The 24,246-nt window shown below is 39.7% G+C and carries 19 protein-coding genes; 16 read left to right on the top strand and 3 right to left on the bottom strand.

Going from position 1 to position 24,246, the window contains the following annotated elements; genetic code table 11:
* Nucleotides 1-5: 5 nt before the first annotated feature.
* Both NZD88_RS20245 and NZD88_RS20240 read left to right on the top strand, forming a co-directional pair.
* A complete protein-coding gene (locus NZD88_RS20245; protein ID WP_259831553.1) occupies nt 6-575 on the top strand; it encodes a Crp/Fnr family transcriptional regulator in 570 nt (189 codons plus the stop codon).
* A 170-nt stretch (nt 576-745) separates the two neighbouring features.
* Nucleotides 746-1,558: an alpha/beta hydrolase gene (locus NZD88_RS20240; protein ID WP_259831551.1), complete on the top strand. Its 813-nt coding sequence runs from the start codon at nt 746-748 to the stop codon at nt 1,556-1,558.
* Nucleotides 1,559-1,855: 297 nt separating this feature from the next.
* Here NZD88_RS20240 and NZD88_RS20235 read toward each other — a convergent pair whose 3' ends face one another.
* A complete protein-coding gene (locus tag NZD88_RS20235) occupies nt 1,856-2,953 on the bottom strand; it encodes a Fe(II)-2OG oxygenase family protein (RefSeq protein ID WP_259831549.1) in 1,098 nt (365 codons plus the stop codon).
* Between the two features lie 215 nt (nt 2,954-3,168).
* On the opposite strand from NZD88_RS20235, the gene NZD88_RS20230 reads away from it, so the two are divergent.
* The 9 genes from NZD88_RS20230 to NZD88_RS20190 are packed head-to-tail and all read left to right on the top strand — an operon-like array spanning nt 3,169 to nt 16,875.
* A complete protein-coding gene (locus tag NZD88_RS20230) occupies nt 3,169-4,695 on the top strand; it encodes a pyridoxal phosphate-dependent decarboxylase family protein (protein ID WP_259831547.1) in 1,527 nt (508 codons plus the stop codon).
* Nucleotides 4,667-7,093, top strand: a complete 2,427-nt coding sequence (locus NZD88_RS20225; RefSeq protein WP_259831545.1) for a GNAT family N-acetyltransferase — start codon at nt 4,667-4,669, stop codon at nt 7,091-7,093. Before NZD88_RS20230 ends, NZD88_RS20225 begins: the two co-directional genes overlap by 29 nt.
* On the top strand, nt 7,086-8,402 hold the full coding sequence (locus tag NZD88_RS20220; RefSeq protein ID WP_259831543.1) for a lysine N(6)-hydroxylase/L-ornithine N(5)-oxygenase family protein: 1,317 nt from the start codon (nt 7,086-7,088) through the stop codon (nt 8,400-8,402). Before NZD88_RS20225 ends, NZD88_RS20220 begins: the two co-directional genes overlap by 8 nt.
* A 7-nt stretch (nt 8,403-8,409) precedes the next feature.
* Nucleotides 8,410-10,224, top strand: a complete 1,815-nt coding sequence (locus NZD88_RS20215) for an IucA/IucC family protein (protein ID WP_259831542.1) — start codon at nt 8,410-8,412, stop codon at nt 10,222-10,224.
* The gene (locus NZD88_RS20210; protein WP_259831541.1) at nt 10,221-11,624 is read left to right on the top strand and encodes an MATE family efflux transporter; all 1,404 of its coding nucleotides are present in this window, start codon (nt 10,221-10,223) and stop codon (nt 11,622-11,624) included. Before NZD88_RS20215 ends, NZD88_RS20210 begins: the two co-directional genes overlap by 4 nt.
* Before the next feature lies 1 nt (nt 11,625).
* Nucleotides 11,626-11,871, top strand: coding sequence for an acyl carrier protein (locus NZD88_RS20205; RefSeq protein ID WP_062646915.1), 246 nt, complete (start codon nt 11,626-11,628; stop codon nt 11,869-11,871).
* 4 nt (nt 11,872-11,875) lie between these two features.
* Nucleotides 11,876-13,264 (top strand): AMP-binding protein, encoded by a 1,389-nt coding sequence (locus NZD88_RS20200; protein WP_259831538.1) that lies wholly within the window; start codon nt 11,876-11,878, stop codon nt 13,262-13,264.
* On the top strand, nt 13,251-15,689 hold the full coding sequence (locus NZD88_RS20195; RefSeq protein WP_259831536.1) for a TonB-dependent receptor: 2,439 nt from the start codon (nt 13,251-13,253) through the stop codon (nt 15,687-15,689). Before NZD88_RS20200 ends, NZD88_RS20195 begins: the two co-directional genes overlap by 14 nt.
* 1 nt (nt 15,690) lies before the next feature.
* Complete coding sequence (locus NZD88_RS20190) at nt 15,691-16,875, top strand: PepSY-associated TM helix domain-containing protein (protein WP_259831534.1); 1,185 nt, start codon at nt 15,691-15,693, stop codon at nt 16,873-16,875.
* Nucleotides 16,876-17,583: 708 nt separating this feature from the next.
* Here the strand turns inward: NZD88_RS20190 and NZD88_RS20185 are convergent.
* Nucleotides 17,584-19,071 carry an aminotransferase-like domain-containing protein gene (locus tag NZD88_RS20185; protein ID WP_259831532.1) on the bottom strand — a complete coding sequence of 496 codons (1,488 nt, stop codon included), beginning with the start codon at nt 19,069-19,071 and terminating at the stop codon, nt 17,584-17,586.
* A gap of 65 nt (nt 19,072-19,136) precedes the next feature.
* On the opposite strand from NZD88_RS20185, the gene NZD88_RS20180 reads away from it, so the two are divergent.
* From NZD88_RS20180 to bioA, 5 genes are all read left to right on the top strand, one after another.
* Entirely contained in the window at nt 19,137-19,760 is a 624-nt protein-coding gene (locus tag NZD88_RS20180) for a hypothetical protein (protein ID WP_259831530.1), read from the top strand.
* Nucleotides 19,753-20,853: an aminotransferase class I/II-fold pyridoxal phosphate-dependent enzyme gene (locus tag NZD88_RS20175; protein ID WP_259831528.1), complete on the top strand. Its 1,101-nt coding sequence runs from the start codon at nt 19,753-19,755 to the stop codon at nt 20,851-20,853. Before NZD88_RS20180 ends, NZD88_RS20175 begins: the two co-directional genes overlap by 8 nt.
* 38 nt (nt 20,854-20,891) lie before the next feature.
* Complete coding sequence (bioD, locus tag NZD88_RS20170; RefSeq protein ID WP_259831524.1) at nt 20,892-21,506, top strand: dethiobiotin synthase; 615 nt, start codon at nt 20,892-20,894, stop codon at nt 21,504-21,506.
* A gap of 2 nt (nt 21,507-21,508) precedes the next feature.
* Nucleotides 21,509-22,495: a biotin synthase BioB gene (gene bioB, locus NZD88_RS20165; RefSeq protein WP_169233160.1), complete on the top strand. Its 987-nt coding sequence runs from the start codon at nt 21,509-21,511 to the stop codon at nt 22,493-22,495.
* 92 nt (nt 22,496-22,587) lie between these two features.
* A complete protein-coding gene (gene bioA / locus NZD88_RS20160) occupies nt 22,588-23,913 on the top strand; it encodes an adenosylmethionine--8-amino-7-oxononanoate transaminase (RefSeq protein ID WP_259831522.1) in 1,326 nt (441 codons plus the stop codon).
* Here the strand turns inward: bioA and NZD88_RS20155 are convergent.
* A complete protein-coding gene (locus tag NZD88_RS20155) occupies nt 23,867-24,187 on the bottom strand; it encodes a winged helix-turn-helix transcriptional regulator (protein ID WP_259831520.1) in 321 nt (106 codons plus the stop codon). The genes bioA and NZD88_RS20155 overlap by 47 nt on opposite strands.
* Nucleotides 24,188-24,246 lie beyond the last annotated feature (59 nt).

Here is a 24,246-nt window from a genome sequence, read left to right as displayed (position 1 = left end):
CAGCTTTGAAAGAACTTTTAGAACAGATCAGTACCTATTATCCGCTTTCAGAAGAAACAGTTGAAGCGCTGATGAATATCTGCACGGAAGAAACCTATCATAAGAATGAACTTCTCCAGGAGGCCGGATCTGCTGCCAGATATTATTATTTTATAAAATCAGGGTTGATAGGATATTATACCATAGATGAACAGGGAGATTCTGTGTATAAAATTTTCTTTGAAGAAAAAAGTTTTGTGGCTTCCACGGCAGCCGTTATCAAGGATAAGCCCAGCGACTTCAGTATCATTGCTTTGGAAGACTGTTCAGTAATCAAATATCCGGCAAAAGCTTTCAGGGAACTGATCAATCAATATCACGATCTGGCATTATTTCACATTCATTATCTGGAAAAAAACTGGGTAGTAAAAAAAGAGCCGCTGGAGATCTCTTTAAAGCATGAAACAGCCAAACAGCGTTATTTGCAACTTTTGGAGAACAAACCGCTCCATGACCGGCTGAAACAGCATCATATTGCTTCCTATCTGGGGATTACACCCACTCAGCTGAGCCGCATAAAAAAAGAAATAATCTGACAAAAGCTTCAACATATGTTGAGGCTTTTTTATTTTCTCAGCCTCATCTTTGTCTCATAAACAAGAATAATTGTATGGGAAACAGCCAGCCACAACGTGGCGATTTAGCCTAAGATAGGATGCAGTCCTATTAGATTCCCAAGTTAGCAACAAAATTAAAATTGTATCCTATGAAAAATTTAGTAAGCATCGTATGTGTATTAGCGGTAAGCACACATGTTTCAGCACAAAAAGTCATTCATCAAGATGTCTTCAGTGCCAAAATGAATAAGAACATCAAAACAATCATTATCACTCCGGATGTGCAGAAGGGTGCCACCTACCCATCCGTTTATATTCTTCATGGCTACAGCGGAAATCCTGAACGGACGATCAAACAGGATATTCCGGACCTTGTTCAGAAAGCTCAAAAGGATAAGATGATTTACGTACTTCCGGACGGAAATTACAACTCATGGTACGTAGACAGTCCGTTGGTTAAAGATTCCCAATACCAGACTTTTATCGGACAGGAACTTGTAGAATATGTTAATAAAAACTATCCGGTAAAAAATGATAAAAAATTCCGTGGTATCCTGGGCTGGAGTATGGGAGGTTATGGTGCTGTGAACATTGGTACTGCGTACAATAATACATTTGGCATTGTGGGAAGTTCTTGTGGAGCTTTGGATTTCAATTCATTCGGAGAAGGTTATACTCATTATCAGGTAGATAAAGTTTTGGGACCTTTAGATGTGATAAACAAAAATCTTCTGACAGATAGCAAAACAAACCTGATGGCTACAGCAGGACAGCAATATATTTTTGATTGCGGAACAGAAGATAGTCAGATGATAGAAATGAACAGAAAATTTCACAAAAAACTCACAGAACTTAAGATTCCTCATCTTTATATAGAATCTTTGGGGGCTCATGATCCACAGTATTGGAACAGATCATTATCTGAACAATTGACTTTATTTGATCAATTTTTTAAGCAATAAATTTAACTTTATATGAATCAATGTATTTGACTTAATTACAGTAATTTATATTGTTTTATTTGAAGTTAGAATCACCGTATTTTATCCATGTCAAGGTTTTGAACCTTGACATGGATAAAACCTGGTAAGTTCAGACTTTCTGACCGTCTTTTTTTTGCTATACTTAAAAAAAAGCGAAGCTCACCTTAATCATCTTAAAAACTTAAATGCTCTTAATGGTTTAGAAAAAAAATCCTTTTAAGCACAAGACTTAAAAGGATTTTCTATGGATAAATTTTCAGGTACTACCTGAACACTTTAAATATTTTCAAAGTTTTTACCCAAATGCTCTTCAATAACAAAGAACGGGTCTTCTGTAAGCGTGTGTGCCCTCATTTCCATCAGACTCACTTTGCTCATCATACGGAGCATAATTCTTCTTTGGCATTCGTGTTCCACGCCGTCGATATTTCTTACTCCAGCTCTGAAAGCCGATCTTCCATGAGCACATAAATGGTTATTCACCAATATCACATCACCAGCCTGTGGCGTGAAACCTGAATAAATAAGATCTCTTGCTTCTTCCCAAAACTCTGTCAGATGGCTGTGGGCATCATCCGTCTGCTTAATGCTTGGGTTGAACAGCTGTTCCGCAGCATCAAACCTCATAAATGGCAGTTCATAATTACCGTACAGAACGGCATCCAATGCTTCTTCCTCCTCTGTGGCAGTCTCCAGATTGGCATCTTTCGGTATTTTGTACATGCGCTCAAAAAGAGGTCTGAAATTGTCCCCGATAGCTCCGTGAGAACGGATTGAATATAGGGTCGAAGGTACCTGCTCTTCATTACGGATATACATAAAGCTTAAAAAATCTGCCTGATGTTTCAGGAAGGCATCTTCGGTATGCACATAAAGATCTGTTGCAGATCCCGATCCTGTTTGAGTTTCCCTCATTTTTTCGTCAGGAATGATGGCATGCATTAATCCTCCGCCTTTACGTTGAGAATAATATTGTACCGGTTTGGATGGAAGTGCTCCGTGAATCAAAGCACAAGCAAAACCATAAATATTGAATTTTGAATAATCCGCAGACTGCCAGTTCGGTGGTGTATTTCCAATACTTTCCTGATCAATGTCCATTAATCCCCTAAATACGAGAGCTCCGTACTGGTTTATTGAAAAGTCGCTGGCAAAATCAGCGGCTATATGTAGAATTCTTTCCGGCAAAAAATAAGAAGCCAGTTGATGAACGTGGGTAATGAAGTCTCTATTTTCATAGCTGCCATATTTTCTCTGAAGATGCACCGCTGCATCTTGTATCATTCTTCTTTCCTGAGAGGTGATCTCAACGACTCTCGGAAGCAGTTTTACCGCAGTAATACGGTCGTTATCTAAAATTTCTAGCGAATTCATTAAAAAAATATTTGGTGTGTGAATATAATTTCTATATTTGTTTTTAATTATTCTAAATAACAATAGCTTGTTCAAATTTATGAATAATTTATCAATCACCAAATAAAAACTTAAAAAAATGTAAAAATAAAAACTTGACTATCAAGTACATATGCCTATGTGCTAAACAACTTTACACAACTTATTGATTTTAAAAATCACCATACAAATACCTTATGAATAACAATCAAATGCCCGCCGGAGAGATCCTGGGCGCTTCCTTACCTCACATTTCGGGGAATTTTGGAAATATTTTTCATTCTGATAATTATGATCATTATCGTTCCGCTGTCGAAGAAACTTTAGACCTTGTGGGAACTTTTCTTCACAGAAACGACAAACCCTTCAGCGGAATCGGAGCCAAAGAAATGAAAGGCATGGTACAGCAGATAGACCTTAATCAAAAACTATCTTCATACCAGGAGCTACTTGAAGAGGTAGATACTATATATGTAAAGCATGCCACTGCTTTTCACCTTCCACAATACGTGGCACACCTTAACTGTCCTATCGTTATCCCTGCATTGGCGGGAGAAATCCTTGTCAGTGCCATCAATTCTTCTCAGGATACCTACGACCAGAGTGCCGGAGGAACTTTCATGGAAAGAAAACTGATCGACTGGACCGCAGAACAGTTAGGATACAATGCAGAAATAAGCGACGGCGTTTTCACAGCAGGAGGATCACAGAGTAACCTGATGGGACTGGTGATGATGCGTGACTGTTTTTCTCAGAAGAGATATAACCATAATATCAAGCTGGATGGTCTTCCACAGGAAGCTGGACGTTTTAGAATTTTTGTTTCTGATAAATCCCATTTCAGCAATTTAAAGAATGCATCTATTATGGGATTAGGCGAAAAAAGTATCGTGAAAGTTCCTACAGACGAAAGATTCTGCATGGACATCACTTTGCTGAAAAAATACATTAAAAGAGAAGAACAGATGGGAAATATACCTATCGGAATTGTAGCCACGGCCGGAACTACAGACTTCGGAAACGTAGACCCACTGGAAGATATCGCCAATGTTGCTGAGCAATACAATATCTGGATGCATGTAGACGCGGCTTACGGATGTGCTTTATTATTAAGTGAAAAGTACCGTCATCTTCTGAACGGTATCGAAAGAGCGGATTCAGTGACAATCGATTATCACAAATCTTTCTTCCAGCCAATCAGCAGCAGTGCTTTCATCGTTAAAAACAAAAGGGAATTAAGAATCCTTAAACACCACGCAGATTATCTGAATCCTGCCGAAATGGATGAAGAGGAAATTCCTGCACAGATCAACAAATCCATTATCCAGAGTACGCGTAGGTTCGATGCTTTGAAACTGTGGTTTACGTTAAGAATGATGGGCAAAGAACAGCTCGCAGAATATACAGACACGGTGATAGACCTTACCAAAGATGTAGCGTCTATGATCACTGAAAATCCTCACTTTGAACTGCTTTCCGATACGGACCTGAGCGTTCTGGTTTTCCGTTATATCAGACCTGATATTAAAGACCTGAATGCTTTGAACCAGCATATCAAAATGAAACTTTTCTACAGCGGGGAAATTCTGGTGGCAAGTACCAAAGTAGATGGAAATTTCTACCTGAAGTTTACTTTCCTGAACCCGATCACCACAACAGAAGATGTTCACCAAATTTTAAATACAATACAATCGCATGGAGAAGACTTTGGTACAGCCAACTAAGCTTACGGAAAAAGCACAGGAAATCACAATTAGAATCCTGCTGAACGGAATGCTTCGTGAGCTTGGAAACGGAAAGTTTTATCAGGGAGTTCCGAAATACGATGCCCTTACGACTCAGGCACTGGAAAACAGTACATATCCATTGCATATGAGATTTGAATTAAAGAAAAGCGAGATATTTTTATTCGCTCCGGTTTCTTACCGTTCCGAAAGTGCTTTCCACAATTATGGAATGTCTTTATGGGTGGTTGATCATAAAAACCAGAAGGTTTTTGAACCGGATGTTGATCAGCTTACCGGATTGGTATACCGCGAACTTTCTGAGCAGTTCAGTGAAAAAGGTCTTGAATTATTTACAAAAAGAATTCACAGCAGCTTAAGAAATCTTGAAATGATCATGGAGGAAGGGTTACAGGATCAAAATGCTCTAACGTATTCTTTCCTGGAATCTGAACAGCAACTTCCTGTGGGACACAACCTTCACCCTTTCACAAAAGCGAGAATGGGATTCTCCAGAGAAGAGCAGCTTCTGTATGGTCCGGAATTCAATAAAGGAATTCAGCTGGAGTATTTTCTGGTGCATAAAAGCTGTGTTCAGGAACAGTCGGTTTTGGAGCAACCTTACAACGAATTTCTAAAGAGTCTCGTTTCAATACCGGAAGATCTTGAAGCAAGATACCTTAACGAAGATGAAAAACTTTCTGATTTCTATACCGTTCCGTGTCATCCTTGGGAAGCAACCTATCTTTTATCCATTGAAGAAGGAGCGGAAATGATCAAAGACCGTACTTTAATTCATATCGGAGCTTTTGGGGAAGAATTTTATTCAACCTCTTCCATCAGAAGTATGTACAGCCCAAATATCCCATGGATGCCTAAGTTTTCGTTAAATGTTCTTTTAACAGGATCAATAAGGATTAACACGGAGAAAGATTTAAAAAGAGGATATGCGTCAGCTTTATGGAGAAAACATGCAGGAGCAGCATTTGAAAAGGATTTTAACCAGTTTAAACTGCTTTTGGAACCTGTAACATTAGGCGTTTATCATCAGGATAAAAATATTGAAAGCCTTAATCTGCTGATCCGCGAAAATCCGTTCCTGCCGGAAGATAAAATACTTCTTTTAGCAAGATTATGCCAGGATGAGCCTGCAGACGGACAGAATTTTATCCAGAAATTCTTTACAGATGTTTCTGAAAAACTGGGAACAAGCCCGGAAGAATCGGTTACTATCTGGTTTGAAAAGTATATTCACTTACTGATTGCTCCTTTAAACCATTTATACAGCCAATACGGCATGGCTCCTGAAGCACATCAACAGAATCTTCTGATTCAACTGGATGATCAGTTGCTTCCGAAGACTCTTTTTGTAAGAGATGCACAGGGATATTTGTTAAGAGAAAGCGCAAGAGAGCAGTATACGGAGCTTTCCAAAGCGTATCCTGAAATTGAAGATCTTTTCATCAGGGATGAACGTCTTTTAGACATAATTTCTTACCATGTTCTGGTGAGCAATCTTTCAGCACTTGTGGCGTCATTAGGGAAAACAGGATGGGTAAAAGAAAGAACACTGATCAATATTCTGCACAACCATTTTGAACAGGTTCATCAGGAAATGCCTTCAGATTTTACCCGTTATGCACTTGAAAACCGTCATTGGGGCACAAAAACCAATTTTAAGGCCGTTGCCAATGAAATTGACGGAATTACAAGCGCTGCAGCCATTTCTTACGCCAAAGTTCCGAATCTTCTTCATTACCATTACTTCTCAGATCAGTTGATTCAGCCTGAAGGAAAAGAAGTTTTCTTTAAGCGTTATTTCCAGAAGGATGATGTTACAGTTACCATGAGACCTGTTGATATTGATGAAGACCTTGAAATGCTTCATGAATGGTTTAACCGTGAACACGCGATCAAAATCTGGCAGATGAACTGGCCGATTGACGAGCTGGAAACCTATTACCGTTTAATGCTGCCGGGTGATGAAGCGCACAGCTACATCGTCATGAGCAATGGCGAACCTACATGCAATATTGAGGTGTACTGGCCATGCAGAGATATTGTGGGCGATTATTATGATGTACTGCCTACCGATTACGGAACCCACCAATTTATTGCACCCACAGATCCGAAGAAGAAATACGTTTCTCCTTCCACACAGTCTATGGTAGATTATGTATTTGCCCAGCCTGAGGTTGGAAAAATGGTAGGGGAAGGTTCAGTAGATTCTCTGGCGTCTATGATGAACAAGGCACATGTCGGATTCAAAGTAGATAAAGTCATTGAAATGCCTCATAAAAAAGCCAACCTTAATTTCTGCTACAGAGAATGGTACTGGGAAAAATTCCCGCAGAACAAAGATGTAGAATTCACCGTAAAAACCACTGAACATGAATAACGATACTGTATATAACGTGATCGGAATAGGGATTGGTCCTTTTAATTTGGGACTTGCCGCCTTGTCCCATCCGATTTCTGAATTAAAAACCCTTTTCCTTGACCAGAGAGACGGTTTCGACTGGCATCCGGGATTAATGATCGACCACGTAACACTGCAGACACCTTTTCTGTGCGACTGCGTATCCATGGCAGATCCTACGAATCCTTTAAGCCTTCTGAACTATCTGAAAGAAACGAACAGGCTGTACAAATTCTTTATCAGGGAAGATTTTTTCATTCCGCGTAAAGAATATAACCGTTACTGTCAATGGGTAGTCAGTCAGCTTCCACAGTGTCGTTTTTCAACACAGGTGGTTGATATTGTGTATGAAGACGGACTGTATTTAATTACAACCATTCACACCAAAACTAAAGAAACAGAAGTTTTCAGAACGGAAAGACTGATTCTCGGAACAGGGACACAGCCGCACATTCCTTCATTTATTCCGAAAGATGATTCCCGTATTCTTCATACAAGCTCTTATCTGTACCGTAAGGAAGAACTTTTAGCTCAGGGTAAAAAAATTGCCGTGATCGGTTCAGGACAGAGTGCGGCAGAGGTTTTCTATGATTTATTGCAAAGCCGTGATGAAAATACCCAATTGGGTTGGTATTCACGTCCGGACCGTTTCTTCCCGATGGAATATTCAAAGCTGACGCTTGAACTGACTTCTCCTGATTATGTAGATTATTTTTACAGCAGGGATGAAGCAGCCAGAAAATCAATATTAAGCAAGCAGCAGGCTCAGTTTAAAGGAATCAATTACGACCTCATCAATCAGATCTATGATTTCATCTACGACCTGAATATTGATAATGCTGATCCAAACCTTACGATCATTCCCAACAGTCAGCTCGATAGAGTAGACAACAGCAATCCTGGTAATTTAACCCTTGAGTTCACACAATTGGAGCAGGAAGTTCCTTATGAACAGGAAGCTGATTATCTGGTGGTAGGAACAGGATACCGTTATCATGAACCTGCTTTCCTGAAAAATATTCAGTCCCGAATTAAAAGAGATTCCACAGGTTTATTTGCGGTCAACAGGAATTATTCCATAGATCATAACGGCGGTGAAATCTATGTGCTTCACGCAGAAGTACACACCCACAGTTACATTTCTACCGATCTTGGAATGGCGGCCTACCGTAATTCCTATATCATCAATGACATTTTGGGAAGAGAATACTACAAAATTGAAAAGAAAATTGCTTTCCAGGATTTTGATGTAGAGAAACACGCTGCTGTATCAACTGTCAAAATATAACAGAACAATGAACACCAACTTAAAAAATAATACCATCAGCCAGAAAATCTGGCTACAGGCCAACAGAGATCTTATGGCCAAGACGATTGCAGAGTTAATGCATGAAGAACGATTAAAACCTGTTGCCGTTACTCAGGACGAAGAAGGATTTACGGTCTTCAAATTGGAGACCGGAAACTCAACTATAGAATACATTTTCCGAGGACAGGAAAGGATGATGGATTACTGGCATATTGATACGGAAAGTATCGTGAAAATAGAGAATGGCGTACCCACCTCAGCGCTGAATATTCCCCAGTTCTTCCTTGAAATGCAGACCGTCTTCGATTTAGATGCCAATACGCTGGCGAGATATACCGAAGAATTGTTACATACTTTATACTGTGACGCATTGATCTTATCCAGAGGCGTTATGTCTTCAAAAGAACTGGCATCAAGTAATTACCAAACCGTAGAGCATCAGATGACGGGCCATCCGTGGGTAATCGTTAACAAAAGCAGATTAGGATTTTCTCCTACCGATCTTGAAACATTTGCTCCCGAAGCAGGAGAGGATTTAAAAGTCTTATGGCTGGCTGCTCATAAGGACAGATCAGCGTTCCAGTCGCTGGAACATATAGATCAGGAAGGATTTTACCGTTCTGAAATTGGAGACGAATTGTATCAGGTATTTCAACAAAGGTTGATTGATTCCGGAAAGTCTCCTGATGATTATAATTTAATTCCCGTGCATCCGTGGCAGTGGGAACATAAGCTGAAAATTCACTTTGCAGGCGATATCGCATCCGGTATTTTAATTCTTTTAGGAGAAGGAAATGATGTGTATAGCCCGCAACAGAGCATCAGAACTTTGTTCAATACAGATCATCCTGAAAAAAGATATCTGAAAACGGCTGTTTCTATTTTAAGTACAGGAAACATCAGAGGACTGTCGCCTAAGCAGATGAAAATTGCGCCTTCTATAACAGATTGGGTAAAAGGATTAATCAAAGGCGACGCTTATCTTGAAACAAAAGGAACCATATTTTTAGGAGAAGAAGCTTCTATTGCTTACCTGCATCCTCAATACAGTGCTATTGCCGGTGTTCCTTATCAGTATAATGAATTTCTTGGGGCTTTATGGCGCGAGAGTGCTTCCAATTATTTACAGGAAGACGAAGAAGTGTTTACCATGGCTTCCCTGCTTTTTGTAGATCAGAATGGAGTTCCTTTGGTACAGGCTTTTGCAGAACAGGCAGGAATCAGTATTCGGCAATGGATCACAGATTATCTGGATGCCTATCTTACACCGCTCCTTCACATTTATTACACCCATTCTCTTTGCGTAACGCCTCATGGAGAAAACATTATGGTTGTATTGAAAAACGGAGTACCGCAGAGAATTGTGATCAAAGATTTTGTAGATGATATTGTCCTGACCACAGAAGCAAGAGAGAAACTTCCTGATCATCTGGCAGACGGACTGATCCAGTCTTCCAACAAGGAAAATGTTCCGTTGTCTATTCTTTTGGGTGTTTTTGATGCGTTCTTCAGATATTTATCCAATGTTCTGCATACGCATTCTAATTTCCAGGAAGAAACCTTCTGGACACTTGTTCATGAGTGTATAGAGAACTATAAAAGCCACAATCCTCATCTGAATGAGCGTTATGAAAAATATGATCTGTATGTTCCTACCTTCAAAAGGTTCTACATCAACAGTCTTCGTTTGAAAAACAACGGCTACAGTGAAAATAAAGCATTTGCTATTCCAAAGAAAGACGGCGCACTGCCTAATCCTTTGTATCAGATTGCTAATAAAAATTCTGTAGCGACGGTATGAGAAAGCTTCTGCATCTTGTAAAAGAAGGCTCTGTATTTGCGTACGGAGCTTTAGCGGGAAAAAAAGTAGAACTTACCTCAGGGAGTATCAACCGTTCTATCTTCAGTCTTGCCATTCCGATGGTGATGGAGCTCGTGATGGAATCTGTTTTTGTCAGTATCAATCTTTTGATTATTGCAAGGTTAGGAGATAAGGTCCTTGGACTCGTTGGAATTGCAGATAACTATATCAATTTTGCCAATGCAATTGCCATTGGTTTGGGTATCGCTGCTGCAACACTGACGGCAAGGAGAGCCGGAGAAAAAGACCAGGAAGGTATGAGCCGGACAGCACATTATATCATATTGCTGGCCTCTGCTTTTGCATTACTGATTGGCGGTCTGTCATATCTTTTTGCCGGTGAGATCATCAGTTTCCTTGGATTTAATACAGGAATTGTAGATAATGGGCTTCCTTTTTCCAAGCTGGTCTTTCTGAGTATCGGTCTTGTGATTCTGCGTCTGTCTATCAATGGTCTTTTCAGGGGAGCAGGGGATGCAGATCTGGCGATGAAGTCGCTTTGGCTTTGTCATATCTCCAGTATGGTCTTTGCGGTAATTCTTGTTTTCGGATTGGGTTTTATTCCTGCTTACGGATTAATGGGGTTGGCGTATGCTACCATATTATCCCGGTTACTGGCGGTTTTATATCAGTTCTTTATTCTTCTTACACGCAAAACCAGCGTGAATATCCTGGTAAAATTTCATCTTGATCTGCCTTTAATTAAGAAAATTCTGAAAATTACTTTTGGCGGGCTGGTTCAGTATATTATTCCTGCTTCAAGCTGGCTGATCATGGTTAAAATCATTGCCACCTTCGGCACGACAGCTCTTGCAGGATATATTATCGCGCAGAGAATTGCTTCTGTTGCGACGATGCCTGCGTGGGGAATAGGAAATGCCGCAGGAGTTCTTACAGGACAAAATTTAGGAGCCGGAAACCCGGACCGAGCAGAGAAAACGGTATGGAGAGCCGGAGGAATTAATATGACTTATCTGGTAGTAGTTGCTATATTCTGGCAGTTCGCTGCGGAATATGTCGTGACGTTCTTCACCAAGGAAACTGAAGTAGCAAGATATGCAGTACAATACATCCATGTGGTGTCTATGGCTTATCTCTTATTAGGCTTTACAATGGTGATCAGCCGTGCGCTTAATGCGGCTGGCAATATTATGCAGGTAACCCTGCTGTACATGATCATGTTCTATGTGATTCAGCTTCCTTTGGCCTACTTGCTTGGGGTAAGGCTTCAATGGGAACTGAAAGGAATATTTACGGCTATTGTTTCCTCGGAAATCGTATTGGCTGTATTGTTCCTCATGATATTCAAAAATGGTAAATGGAAAACTATAAAAATTTAAAATGCACACAACAGACGAATTTTATGAAATTATCGCATCAGCAATCGCTGTGAAAAAAGAATTGGTAGACGAAAATCTTACGTATCAGGAAATTCCTGAATGGGATTCTATGTCGCATCTGCTTATTGTAGAAGCTTTGGAGCAGTTCTACCGTGTCAAGTTTGACTTTAACGACATCCTTGAAATGGGAACCGTCGGAAAGATCCGCGAAAAAATGAAAAAATACGATGTACTCGTAGAAAACTAAGTATATGAAAATTTTAGAAAATGTAATTGCCAACAAGAATTTGTTGTTTACAGATGCTTCCACCGGTGCTTCCACACCGGTTGGAACGCTGTATCGGTCTTTAGGCCTCAATCCTGTAGAAAAAGGATTGATCTTTTTGTACAATGACAATCAGGTGCCGAGCATTGAGGTGCTCCTCAATTTTTATGGAACTGCACATGCCATTGCTGTTTTGGGACAGAAACTGCATCCGGAATTTAAAGATCGTCTGGAAACCGAATACCGTCCGAAATATATCTTTGATCCCTCAAGAGATGAGGTTCAAGGATATTCGTTAAAGGAATTTTCGGAAACGGTGAAAATCTTTGCTAAAGAAGATTACCAGCCGGAAGTGACGATTCATCCTGACATCAAGATCCTTTTAAGTACTTCCGGAACTACCGGAGTTCCAAAACTGGTTAAGCTTTCCGACGAAAACCTTTATCAGAATGCTGTGAGCATCCTTCAGTACATGCCGATCCTGGAAACGGATGTAGTTCCGCTCAACGTACCGATTAATTTCGTGTACGGTTTTTCTATTTTTACCACCAACTGTATGCGTGCGGGAAGAATAGTATGTACAGACAAAGACATCATGCAGAAAGCATTCTGGGACGAAATGGAAGCGTATGGTTACAGCACGCTGGGAGGCGTTCCATATCTGTACGAAAACCTGAACAGAATCGGATTCTTCAGAAAAGACAGCAGCAGTCTGAGATACATGACCCATACGGGAGGGGTGATCAATGCTGAATTGAGAAAGACCATCTTCAATTACTGCCTTGAATTTGAAAAACAGTTCTTTGCCCAGTACGGACAAACCGAAGCAGGCGGAAGAATGGCTTATCTTACCACAGACGGACTTCTTGAAGAGGAAACGTCTATCGGAACTCCTTTACACGGCGGAAGCTTCCAGATCGATCCTGAAACGGATGAACTGCTGTTTTTACACACTAGCATCAGCGGAGGGTACGCCAACAAGCTTGAAGATCTGTCTACCTACGCACAGCCTAAGGTTCTTCATACAGGAGATACGGGCAGAAGAGGGCAGAACGGACTGTATTACATCACAGGAAGAATCAAGAGAATTATGAAGCTTTTCGGGATCCGTCTCAACCTGGATGAGGTAGAGTTTATCCTTAAAAATGAACTGGAAGGAAATACAGTGGTTTGTCTGAACGGCAATGACAAAAAGATCATTGTTTTGTATGACAACATCGAGATTGATCCCGAGATCATTAAGGAAACCATTAAGAATAAACTGCGCATCAATCCTCAGTATGTACGCACCGAACACATAGCATCATTTCCATTATCACAAAACGGCAAAATAAACTATCCCCTGTTACAAAACTTACAGCATGAAAATATTTAAAACCCCTATATTACTTTTATTTCTTGTCGGTCTTCCATTATTTGTTTCTGCCCAGCAGAGTGAACGCGTTAACGGCAAGGTCATGCTGTCTGAAAAAGTGCCCGTTAAGAATGCGCTTTTAAGATTAGTCAATACACCGTATCAGGCTAAGACCAACAGTTTAGGAGAATATTACTTTGATAATGTGCCGCCGGGAGAATATACGCTTCAGGTAGTTTTAAATGATATTGAATTAATGCGTGAGCAGATCCGCATAGAAAAAGATGTTTTTGAAATTCCGGTGATTTATCCTGAAACAGAAAACAATGTTATCGAAGGGATTACAGTATATGCCGTAAGCAGAAACAAATTTCTGGATAAGGACAGTACCTCGATCTCTAAAATGCCATTGAGAAACATCGAAAATCCACAGTTCTACACAAGTATTAACCAGCAGATCCTGAAAGAGCAGCTTATTTATGACGTTTCTGACGCTTTAAAAAATGCTCCGGGTGTTGTAAAAATGCAGGGAAGTGCGGGTAGAGCGGGAGACGGAAGTTTTTATTATAATTTAAGAGGTTTCCCTACCAGAGTTTCTATGATAGATGGTGTTCCTGCGACCACCAACTCGGATATTGATCCTGCGGATATTGAGCGTATCGACGTAATTAAAGGCCCTTCCGGAACGCTTTACGGTGGTGCGGTTAATTCTTTTGGAGGATTAATTAATGTGGTGACGAAAAAGCCTAAAGATTATTTCGGCGGAGAAGCTTCTTATCTTTTGGGAAGTTATAACCTGAACCGTGTGACGGCTGATGTATATGGTCCGATTACGGATTCAAGGAAGACTTTATTCCGTGTAAACGCTGCCTATCAGTATCAGAACGGATTCAGAGATTCTGAGTTCAGAAAATCCATGTTTGTCGCTCCAACATTCAGCTACCAGGTGAATGACCGGTTAAAGTTTAATTTGGGAGCCCAGATTTATACGTATGAAGGAACGAATACGCCCATTATCTTTTTACCGAGAAACAGACAGTTTATTGCAAGAACTCCTGATGAGCTTGGGTTCGACTGGAAAAGGTCTTATTCCAATAATGATATGACCTTAAAAGCACCTTCCATCAATGTAAAAGCTGAGATTAATTACAAAATTTCAGATCAATGGAATTCTCAGACTTTGATCTCAAGAAACTACAGAAAAACGGAAGGATTGTACCAGTATCAGTTTATGAGAGGAAATACAGATAACCTTTTAGAACGTAATGTACAATGGCAGAATGGCGAGGGAGCGTCTACCAGTGTTCAGCAGAACTTTAACGGGGAATTTAAAATCGGAAAAATCAAAAATAAAGTGCTTGTAGGGTTAGATTATTTAAACCAATCTTTAAATAATAACCTTTCTCCAATCGTTGTATTTGACTACATTGATGGTAAAAATCCTACAGCCCCAATTGCTCCGCCGGTGACAGGGACATATGGTAATATATCTAAAGATTTAGCTTTACAAAAAATTCAAACTTCCACAGCACCTTTAATAAGGAATACAGCATCAAGTAATATTTATGGAGCTTATGTTTCCAATGCAGTATATATTACAGACCGGTTGGTTACTTTGCTAAGTTTACGTTTCGATCATTATGAAAGCAAAGGACAGCTCGACCTGAACACGAATATCAATACAGGAACATTCAATCAAAATGCCTGGTCTCCAAAGTTTGGTTTATCCTATCAGATCTTCAAAGACCGTCTGTCAGCATACGCTAACTATATGAATGGTTTCAGTAATGTAGTTCCGGTTGCACAGCCCCTTGCGGACTATAGCGGAGATTTCAAACCGCAGAGATCTAATCAGTGGGAAGTAGGATTCAAAGGAAATCTCTGGAGAAACAGAGTGAATTTCACGGTAGGATATTATGATATTTTGGTCGATAATATGTTAAGAGCAGATGTCGTAAATCGTGATGGAAAAAACTATAATGTGACGATCCAGGACGGAGAACAGAGAAGTAAGGGTATCGAAATTGAAACGATTCTGAACCCTATTCAGGGCCTTAACATTATGGCAGGATATTCTTACAATGACAGTAAGTTTGTAAAAGCTGCTGCCAATGTAGATGGCCGGCGTCCGTCGTCTTCAGGTCCGGCTAATGTATTCAATTCATGGGTAAGCTACATATTGCCGATCAAAGGGCTTTCAGGTCTTGGATTAGGCTTTGGAGTGAACCGTGTGGGTGAGCAGATTAGTGTAGATAATGCGAATACCGGACAATTTACATTTCCGGCTTATACTTTAGTGAACGCTTCTGTATCTCTTGAAAAAGAAAGATACAGATTAGGCTTTAAAATGAATAATTTAGGAAATGCACAGTATTTCGCAGGGCAGGGTGTTATAGTAGCCCAAATGCCCCGTAACTTTGTAGCGGAGGTTACTCTTAAGTTTTAATATGAATTCTATACTCAGAAAGACAGCATATCAATTACATCTATGGCTCGGACTAACGTCCGGGCTTATAGTTGTCATAATGGCAGTTACAGGATGTATTCTCGCTTTTGAAAAAGAACTGAAACATACCCTACACCCGGAAAAATATTTCGTCAAAACCATAAAAAAAGAAAAGTTACAGTTTTCCGATCTTAAGTTAAAAGCTGAGCAGGCACTTCCGGACAGTTTAAAGGTAAGCAGGGTTGAAATATCCTCAGATCCATCCCGAAGCTATGCATTCCGTTCTCTGAAAATGGATAAGGAAGCTTTGACCTATTGGGGTTCCTATATTCATTATTACAGGGTTTATGTAGATCCTTACACCGGAAAAGTTCTTGAGGTGGAAAATGCAAAAAATGATTTTTTTGAGATCGTTATGGATCTTCACCGCAGGCTTTTATTGGGTGAAAAAATTGGCAAAACCATTACCGGATATTCTACACTGATATTAGCGATCATGCTTTTTTCAGGACTGGTCATCTGGTTTCCCCGTAAAATGAATAAAAAGGCAATGAAAGGAATGTTTCTTATTAAAACGTCAGCCAAATGGAAAAGGGTTAATTATGATATGCACAATGTCCTCGGATTTTATGCCGTCATTCCTTTATGTCTTATTGCCTATGCAGCGTTGATATGGAATTTTGAAGATTTCGACAAATGGGTCAAAAAAACACTGAACGGAAAGGCGAAAACTGAACAGAAAGCAAAAAGTACCATTCCCTCTGAAGAACCTTCGGACCAGAGAAATATTTTGAATATCGTAGGGAATAGGGTAGAAAAGAGCCTGGCTGATAAAAAATCTGCACTCATCAGCTTTCCGAAAACAGAAGAAGGAACTTACTATGCTGAGGTAACGTACGGCAATAAGCAATACCAGAACGAGCAGTTTACTTTTGATCAGTACTCAGGGAAAATCCTAAAGCATCAATCTTACAAAGACAAAAACATAGGCGATGGAACCGCGTTAAGAGAAAGAAATTATGATCTTCATACTGGAACTATCTTTGGAATGACAGGGCGGATTTTATATCTTTTTGCAGGGATGATTGCAGCTTCACTTCCCATCACAGGATTCATTATGTATCTGAACAGAAAAAAGAAGAAACCCAAGAAAAAGAAAGCGAAAATATTGACTCTCTCCAATTAAAAAAACAAAAAATTTTAGATAAGTGTAACAGCTAGGTTACACTTTTTTTCTCACACAAATCCCACAGATTCATAAAACGCAATTATCTGCGGGATCTGTGTGATCTGCGGGAAATTTCATATCAATTATTTGTAATGAATCTGTTGCGTAAATCTTCTCGCTTCGTCAGATCAACTTGTTGATCCACCTTTTTAATCCTTAAAATGAACAGTGTTGAACATAAAACTTTGCGTTTAAAAATTACAATAAATGAATTTTTTATCCCACAGATCCTATAGATTTCACAGATTCATGTACCTCAATTATCTGCGGGTTCCGTGTGATCTGCGGGAAATTTATTATAATTTACTTGTTGCGCATTGATTATCAATATTAAAATCTGCCGCCTAGTAATATGACAACCAATTCTCGTCCTACGCTTATTAAAACATTAAGATAAGTGAAGATAGTAGGGTTAGTTAAGAAAAAATCAATGATTTTTTTTAAGTTGTACGTCTTAAAACGAAGCTAAACTTAATATTCTTAAAAGCTTAATAATCCTAATCGTTTAAAATTTTCTTTGTTGTAGAAATCAGGTATATTTTTTCTTTTATAGAAAAGAAAATCAAAGATCTTCACAACTTAATTGTCCTTTTACAGTAGGCTTTTAAACTTTAAATAACTTAAGTGTTTCAAGAAAATTTTTGTGACTTTTGTGGTTTATAATTTTTATAACAATCTTTTCACTTGCCCAGAAAGGATTTCAATACTCTTCTCCATTTCCTCAACGTTGAGATTTCCAAAACCCAGCCTCATCGCCGTAAGGTTTTTGGTTTGGTAAAGCAGTGTTTTAGGAATAAACAGATTATTCTGCGCGCAGTTCCTGCTCAGTTGCATCAGATTCACGGGAACATTCCATTCCAGCCAGAAAGCCAGTCCTCCTGAGGGTTTTTGAAATTGTATAAATTCGTCTAAATTTTCCTTAAGAAGTTCTGCAAAGTGATTGCGTCTTTCCTGATAAACCTTTAAAGATTTCTTAAGATACCGGTGTATTTCCCCTTCCTCAATCATTTCACCAAGGGCTCTTTCCATTAAAATATCCCCCTGACGGTCAATGATTCCCAGATATTTCCTCATTTCAGCCATCAGATTTTCCGGAGCCACAATAAAACCGGTCCTGAATCCAGGAGCCAATGATTTTCCAAAAGATCCGATATAAATCACCATCCCTTTCGTATCCGCACTTGCTAATGGAAGAATGGGGCTTTTATCATAATGAAATTCATAATCGTAATCATCTTCCAAAATGATAAACCCAAATTCATGGGCAAGATCCAGCAGTTCAAGCCTTCTCTGTGCACTTAACGCAACAGTAGTAGGATAGTGGTGATGCGGGGTAAGGTAAAGCATCCGGATTTTCTGTTTTTTACAGGCTTCCCGGACATGTTCTACGATAATTCCTTCTTCATCTATCGGGAGTGATACAATATTCACACCTGCTTTCTGGAAAATCATATTCACGGAAAAATAGCTCAAAGCACCTACCAATACAGTATCTCCCGCAGAAAGAAGAATTTCGGAAACGATATAGATACTCATTTCTGTGCTTCGGGTGATGAGAAGGTTATTCTTTGAAATGGGTAATCCGCGGGATAGATTAAGGTAATGTGACAGATGTTCCTTAAAAAATTCACTGCCGTCATGATTGTAATGGCCCAGCATTTTCTGGTTTGATTTTCTTTTCAGAATAGAGCTGTAAAACCTTGAATGTTGACCGATCTGAGTCAGTCTGATATCCGGAACACCATCATTAAAAACATACTCACAGTCCGAATGTTCAAAAGGATTATCTAAAATATTAGAAGTTTTAAACGAAAAACCTGTGGTTTCAGGATAATTCTGAAGGCTATTTTTCTCAAAATCTTTAACTTTTACAGGCTTTTCCTGATTTTCTCCGATAATAAATGTTCCTTTGTTCGCAAGACTTTCTACCCAGCCCTGCGCAGACAATTCATCATAAACCGCGATGGCCGTATTCCGGTGGATTTCCAGAACTTCACTGAATGTCCGGGTTCCTGGCAGCTTGGTGCCGTAAGGCAAAAAACCTCTCTGAATAGCATTAATCAGCTGGTTTGCAATCTGCATATAGATTGAAGTCTCTGAATTTCTGTCAATTTCTATAAAACTTTGATAAGGAATCTTAACCGGACTATCCATAATATTAAAACTGGCACCTTTTAATGGTCCGGCAATATACTAATTTTGGTTCAAAATAAAAATCTATGGAATTTCAACCACTGCTTGAAAGAATCGTACAGGATGGCGTAACCCATGCCAAATGGCTGAATACGCTTTCCTTCATGGAAAATGCCGGTGCCAGAAAGATCTCTAAGTGTGAGCATCCGGTTTCCGTTACGCTGATTCAGCTGAAACATGCTGCTGAAGAACACCGCCATGCTTATTATCTAAAAAAACAGATCGGAAAAATAGATCCCGAATTGTGTAAAACCTATGGAGCAGACGAACTTCTGGCTCCGGTTGCCACCCGACAGTATCTTCATTCACTGGATGTAAAGGCTTGCAGATATCTTCAGGCTGCATTTAATCTAAACAAAGAAGAATTGAAATTTGCAGCTTACCTTTTTGTGACTTATGCTATTGAAGTCCGGGCAGATGAGCTCTATCCGGTTTACCAGGATGTTTTAACCAAAGAATCTTCGAGAATTATGGTGAAATCTATTATCCTGGAAGAAGAGGGGCATCTTGAAGAAATGATTAATCAGTTGAATGAATTTTCTCCAGATTGGAATAAACATGCAGAAAATATTCTGACAATAGAAAAAGAGTTGCATGATGAGTGGATCAATGCGATAGCTGAAGAAGTTGCCCAATTAGACTATGCTTAAAAAATTTCAGGAAGCCCTCGATAAAAGAAAGGAAACAGGAATACTAAGAACGTTAAAACCAAAATTTGTTGGCATTGATTTTTATTCCAACGATTATCTTGGCTTGGCAGGAAATAAAGAACTTCAATTACATTTGCTTCTGAAGGTTCAGGAAAACCCTCAGCTTCTTTCAGGAAGCTCTGGCTCGAGATTGATCAGCGGAAACACCAACACAGCGACTGAAACGGAAAATTATATTGCCGAACAGCATCAATATCCTGCAGCTTTGCTCTTTTCTTCCGGCTATAATGCCAATCTGGCTTTGTTTTCTACGCTACCGGACCGTCACGATACGATAATTGTTGATGAACAAATCCATCGCTCTGTTCATGATGCGTGCCGGATGTCTCATGCAAAGAAATTAAAATTCAGGCATAATGATCTGGAAGATTTGGAAAGCATCCTTAGAAAGCAGACCAAACCCAGTTATATTGCTATAGAAAGTCTCTATTCAATGGATGGAGATCTCGCACCCCTTCAGGAAATTGCAGCTTTAGCCAAAAAATATGATACTGCACTGATTGTAGACGAAGCCCATGCTTTTGGTGTTTTCGGATATGGCCTGGTTGAGAAATATCAGTTACAGAAAGATGTTTTTGCCGCCGTAATAACCTATGGAAAAGCTTTAGGAGCGCATGGAGCAGCAGTTCTTTGCGATGAAACGGTGAAGTCTTATCTGGTGAATTTTGCTTCTTCCTTTATTTATACCACCGCAGCACAGGATTTTTCATGGATAGCTATTAAATGGGGTTATGAATTTTTAAAGCTAAAACCGGAACTGTCAAAAAAGCTTCATCAAAATATTGAAATTTTTAGAAATCAAAACATAGAAACACCTTCTTCGGAGATAAGCCCGATACAGGCTGTATTAGTTCCGGACAATCAGCAATTAAAAAACCTACAGAATACTTTATATGATAATGGCTTCTTAACCTACCCGGTCCATAGTCCGACTGTAAAAACAGGAACGGAAAGACTAAGAATATGCCTCCACAGCTTCAATACAAAAGAGGACATTGTAGCACTAACGAGAATCATTAAAGAATTTATTTAAAACGAGTAAATCCAAAACCCCGCAACCTGTAATATTAAATGAATCAAATATTTATCACCGGAATTGGCACTGAAGTAGGAAAAACAGTATGCTCTGCCGTTTTAACCCAATATTTTAAAGCAGATTACTGGAAACCCGTACAATCCGGGGATCTCGATTATACGGACAGCCATAAAATAGAATCCTGGACAGAGAATACCGTCTGTCATCCGGAAATCTATCGTCTTCAACTGGCTGCATCTCCGCATCAGTCTGCCAGACAAGAAAATATAGAAATAAGTTTAGATCAGTTTCAGTTTCCCAAAACAGATAATAAACTAATCGTAGAAGGAGCAGGAGGGCTTATGGTACCGCTTTCGGATGAGATTTTTATGATAGATCTTATAGAAAGGCTTAATCTTCCTGTAGCCTTAGTCGTAAGAAATTATTTAGGATGCATTAACCACAGTTTACTTTCCATCATGGCCTTAAAACAAAGAAAACTCAAGCTGGAATACCTGATTTTCAACGGAGCTTTTCCTCCGGATACCGAAAGGGTGATCTGTAATTTTATTAAAAGAGAAACCAGAATCATCCACATTCCTGAGATCGACCAGCCAACCAAAGTCAGCATTAAAGCTGCCGCAGAACAATTAACAAAAACAAATTTATGATAATGGACAAAAAAACAACCATCAGAAACAATTGGACGAAAGAAGAAATAGAAGAAATTTATCACCAACCCTTACTGGAGTTGATTTATAAAGCATCAACAGTTCACCGTGAATGGCATGATCCTTCAGAAGTACAGATCTCAACTTTACTATCCATCAAAACAGGAGGATGCCCTGAAGACTGTTCCTACTGTGGTCAGGCAGCCCGATATCACACCAATATCAAAGTACAGGCATTACTTCCTACGGAAACCGTGATTGCCCATGCCCAAAAAGCAAAAGACAGCGGTTCATCCCGTTTCTGTATGGCTGCAGCATGGCGTGAAGTCCGTAACAACAGGGATTTCGACAGGGTAATCGATATGGTAAAAGGCGTGAATGAACTTGGACTGGAAGTATGCTGTACGCTAGGAATGCTTACCGAAGAGCAGGCTGTCCGTCTTCAGGAAGCTGGTTTATACGCTTACAATCATAATCTTGATACTTCTGAGCAGTATTATGAAGAGATCATCTCAACCAGAACCTTCGACAACAGAATCAATACAATTAATAACGTAAGAAATGCCGGAATAACTGTTTGTTCAGGAGGAATCATCGGATTGGGTGAAACACACAGAGACAGAATTTCAATGCTTTTAACCTTAGCCACAATGCCCAAGCATCCGGAATCTGTTCCTATCAATGCTTTAGCCAGGGTAGCAGGAACACCACTTGAAGATAACGAAAAGGTAGACAGCTGGGAAATGGTACGAATGATCGCTACTGCGAGAATTGTCATGCCATCCTCAATGGTCAGATTAAGTGCAGGACGAATAGAAATGAATGAAACAGAACAGGCGTGGTGCTTTATGGCAGGAGCCAATTCCATCTTTACAGGAGAAAGAGAAACCCTATTGGTAACGCCAAATCCTGGAGTTTCAGAAGATATGCAGATGCTGGAAAAACTGGGACTAAAACCAATGAAAATGAAGGAGAGTAGCTGTTGCTAATCTGGTTTCGCAATACGAAGTTCGGGCCACGACTTGGCTTACAGAGCTTCCTCTTCTAACCTCTAACCTCTAATTTCTAACTTCTAAAAAAGATGAATACATTAACACAGTCCCTGCTTGCAGAAAGAGACAAAGCCGTCAACTGGCACCCTTATACCCAGATGAAAACGGCTGGAGATGCAATACCCATTGTCAAAGGAAAGGGTGTTTATTTATATGATGATGAAGGGAAAAAGTATATCGATGCGGTTTCATCCTGGTGGGTGACTTTGCACGGCCATGCTCATCCTTATATAGCAGAACGGGTATTTGAACAGTTAAATACTTTGGAGCAGGTTATTTTTGCAGGTTTTACGCATGAACCGGCTGTTCAGCTTTCAGAAAATCTACTGAAACTGCTTCCGGAGAACCAGAAAAAGGTTTTCTATTCGGATAATGGTTCGACAGCAGTGGAGGCAGCATTGAAAATGTGTATTCAGTATGCTTATAATATAGGTAAAGAAAAGACTAAAATTCTGGCTTTTAGAAATGCTTATCACGGAGATACTTTCGGAGCCATGTCTGTGAGCGGAAGAAGTGTCTGGACAAAACCTTTCGGGAGCATGCTTTTTGAAGTGATTTTTATAGATACACCTAACGCCGAAAATCTGGAAAGCTTAAAAGTTCAGATCAAAAGTATAGCAGAAGATACAGCCTGTTTTATTTACGAACCTTTGGTACAGGGGGCAGCAGGAATGCTGATGTATGAGGCCGAACATCTGGATGAGCTGATGAAATTTTGCAGAAGCGAAGAAATTCTGATGATCCAGGATGAAGTATTTACAGGTTTCGGAAGAACCGGAAAATTGTTTGCAGCCAATCATCTTACGGAAATGCCGGATATTATGTGTTTTTCCAAAGGCCTGACGGGCGGAACGATGCCTATGGGAATCACAACCTGTTCTCAGGAAATTTTCAATGCCTTTTTATCCGATGACAAATACAAAACACTGTTTCACGGACATTCTTTTACAGCGAATCCTTTAGCGTGTACTGCGGCATTGGCAAGCATGGAGCTATTATTACAGGAAGAAACGTTAGCGGCCATTGACCGTATCAGTAGACAGCATTCAGATTTTACAGAAATTTTAGCACAGCATCCAAATGTGAAAAACATACGTCAGACCGGAACTATTATGGCTTTTGAATATAAAACGGATCAGAAAACATCCTATTTTAATGAGATCGGAAAGATACTGTATGATGAGTTTCTACAGCGTGGGATTATTATGCGTCCACTGGGAAATGTTATGTATTTGGTTCCCCCATATTGCATGACTACAGAAGAGCTGGATTTTATTTACCAGAATATTCTGGAGGTATTGGATGCCTTTAAGAATCAAGATCATTTCCCCACTCATGCAGCTGATCAAGAATAGGACCTAATTTCCTTGCTTTATCCGTAAGCTTATAATATACTTCCGGAGGAAAATTATAGACTTCAACCCGTTGAATGATGTGATTTCCCTCCATTTGTTTCAACTGTTCCGAAAGCACTTTCTTCGAAACCCTGGGCATTTTACGCCATAATTCTACAAACCTTACCTGATCTTCCTCAAAAAGATTCTGAAGGATCAGTGGTTTCCATTTTCCGGAAAGAATATCAAGGCTCCGTCTGAGCCCGCAGTTTTTAAATTCATTAAAATTCATCATCCAATGTTTTTGTCGTTAACCTTTTGGTAACCGTCTATTATTGAGCTTCGATTTAGCCA

Source organism: Chryseobacterium pyrolae (assembly GCF_025153485.1).
In the GTDB taxonomy this organism is placed as follows: domain Bacteria; phylum Bacteroidota; class Bacteroidia; order Flavobacteriales; family Weeksellaceae; genus Chryseobacterium; species Chryseobacterium antibioticum.
This window is presented reverse-complemented; position numbering and strand designations above follow the sequence as displayed.

What these genes read in the sequence shown, in the direction of transcription:
- NZD88_RS20240 (WP_259831551.1), top strand. Translation starts at nt 746, where the DNA reads ATGAAAAATTTAGTAAGCATCGTATGTGTATTAGCGGTAAGCACACAT.
- NZD88_RS20235 (WP_259831549.1), bottom strand. Translation starts at nt 2,953, where the DNA reads ATGAATTCGCTAGAAATTTTAGATAACGACCGTATTACTGCGGTAAAA.
- NZD88_RS20230 (WP_259831547.1), top strand. Translation starts at nt 3,169, where the DNA reads ATGAATAACAATCAAATGCCCGCCGGAGAGATCCTGGGCGCTTCCTTA.
- NZD88_RS20225 (WP_259831545.1), top strand. Translation starts at nt 4,667, where the DNA reads ATGGAGAAGACTTTGGTACAGCCAACTAAGCTTACGGAAAAAGCACAG.
- NZD88_RS20220 (WP_259831543.1), top strand. Translation starts at nt 7,086, where the DNA reads ATGAATAACGATACTGTATATAACGTGATCGGAATAGGGATTGGTCCT.
- NZD88_RS20215 (WP_259831542.1), top strand. Translation starts at nt 8,410, where the DNA reads ATGAACACCAACTTAAAAAATAATACCATCAGCCAGAAAATCTGGCTA.
- NZD88_RS20210 (WP_259831541.1), top strand. Translation starts at nt 10,221, where the DNA reads ATGAGAAAGCTTCTGCATCTTGTAAAAGAAGGCTCTGTATTTGCGTAC.
- NZD88_RS20205 (WP_062646915.1), top strand. Translation starts at nt 11,626, where the DNA reads ATGCACACAACAGACGAATTTTATGAAATTATCGCATCAGCAATCGCT.
- NZD88_RS20200 (WP_259831538.1), top strand. Translation starts at nt 11,876, where the DNA reads ATGAAAATTTTAGAAAATGTAATTGCCAACAAGAATTTGTTGTTTACA.
- NZD88_RS20195 (WP_259831536.1), top strand. Translation starts at nt 13,251, where the DNA reads ATGAAAATATTTAAAACCCCTATATTACTTTTATTTCTTGTCGGTCTT.
- NZD88_RS20190 (WP_259831534.1), top strand. Translation starts at nt 15,691, where the DNA reads ATGAATTCTATACTCAGAAAGACAGCATATCAATTACATCTATGGCTC.
- NZD88_RS20185 (WP_259831532.1), bottom strand. Translation starts at nt 19,071, where the DNA reads ATGGATAGTCCGGTTAAGATTCCTTATCAAAGTTTTATAGAAATTGAC.
- NZD88_RS20180 (WP_259831530.1), top strand. Translation starts at nt 19,137, where the DNA reads ATGGAATTTCAACCACTGCTTGAAAGAATCGTACAGGATGGCGTAACC.
- NZD88_RS20175 (WP_259831528.1), top strand. Translation starts at nt 19,753, where the DNA reads ATGCTTAAAAAATTTCAGGAAGCCCTCGATAAAAGAAAGGAAACAGGA.
- bioD (WP_259831524.1), top strand. Translation starts at nt 20,892, where the DNA reads ATGAATCAAATATTTATCACCGGAATTGGCACTGAAGTAGGAAAAACA.
- bioB (WP_169233160.1), top strand. Translation starts at nt 21,509, where the DNA reads ATGGACAAAAAAACAACCATCAGAAACAATTGGACGAAAGAAGAAATA.
- bioA (WP_259831522.1), top strand. Translation starts at nt 22,588, where the DNA reads ATGAATACATTAACACAGTCCCTGCTTGCAGAAAGAGACAAAGCCGTC.
- NZD88_RS20155 (WP_259831520.1), bottom strand. Translation starts at nt 24,187, where the DNA reads ATGATGAATTTTAATGAATTTAAAAACTGCGGGCTCAGACGGAGCCTT.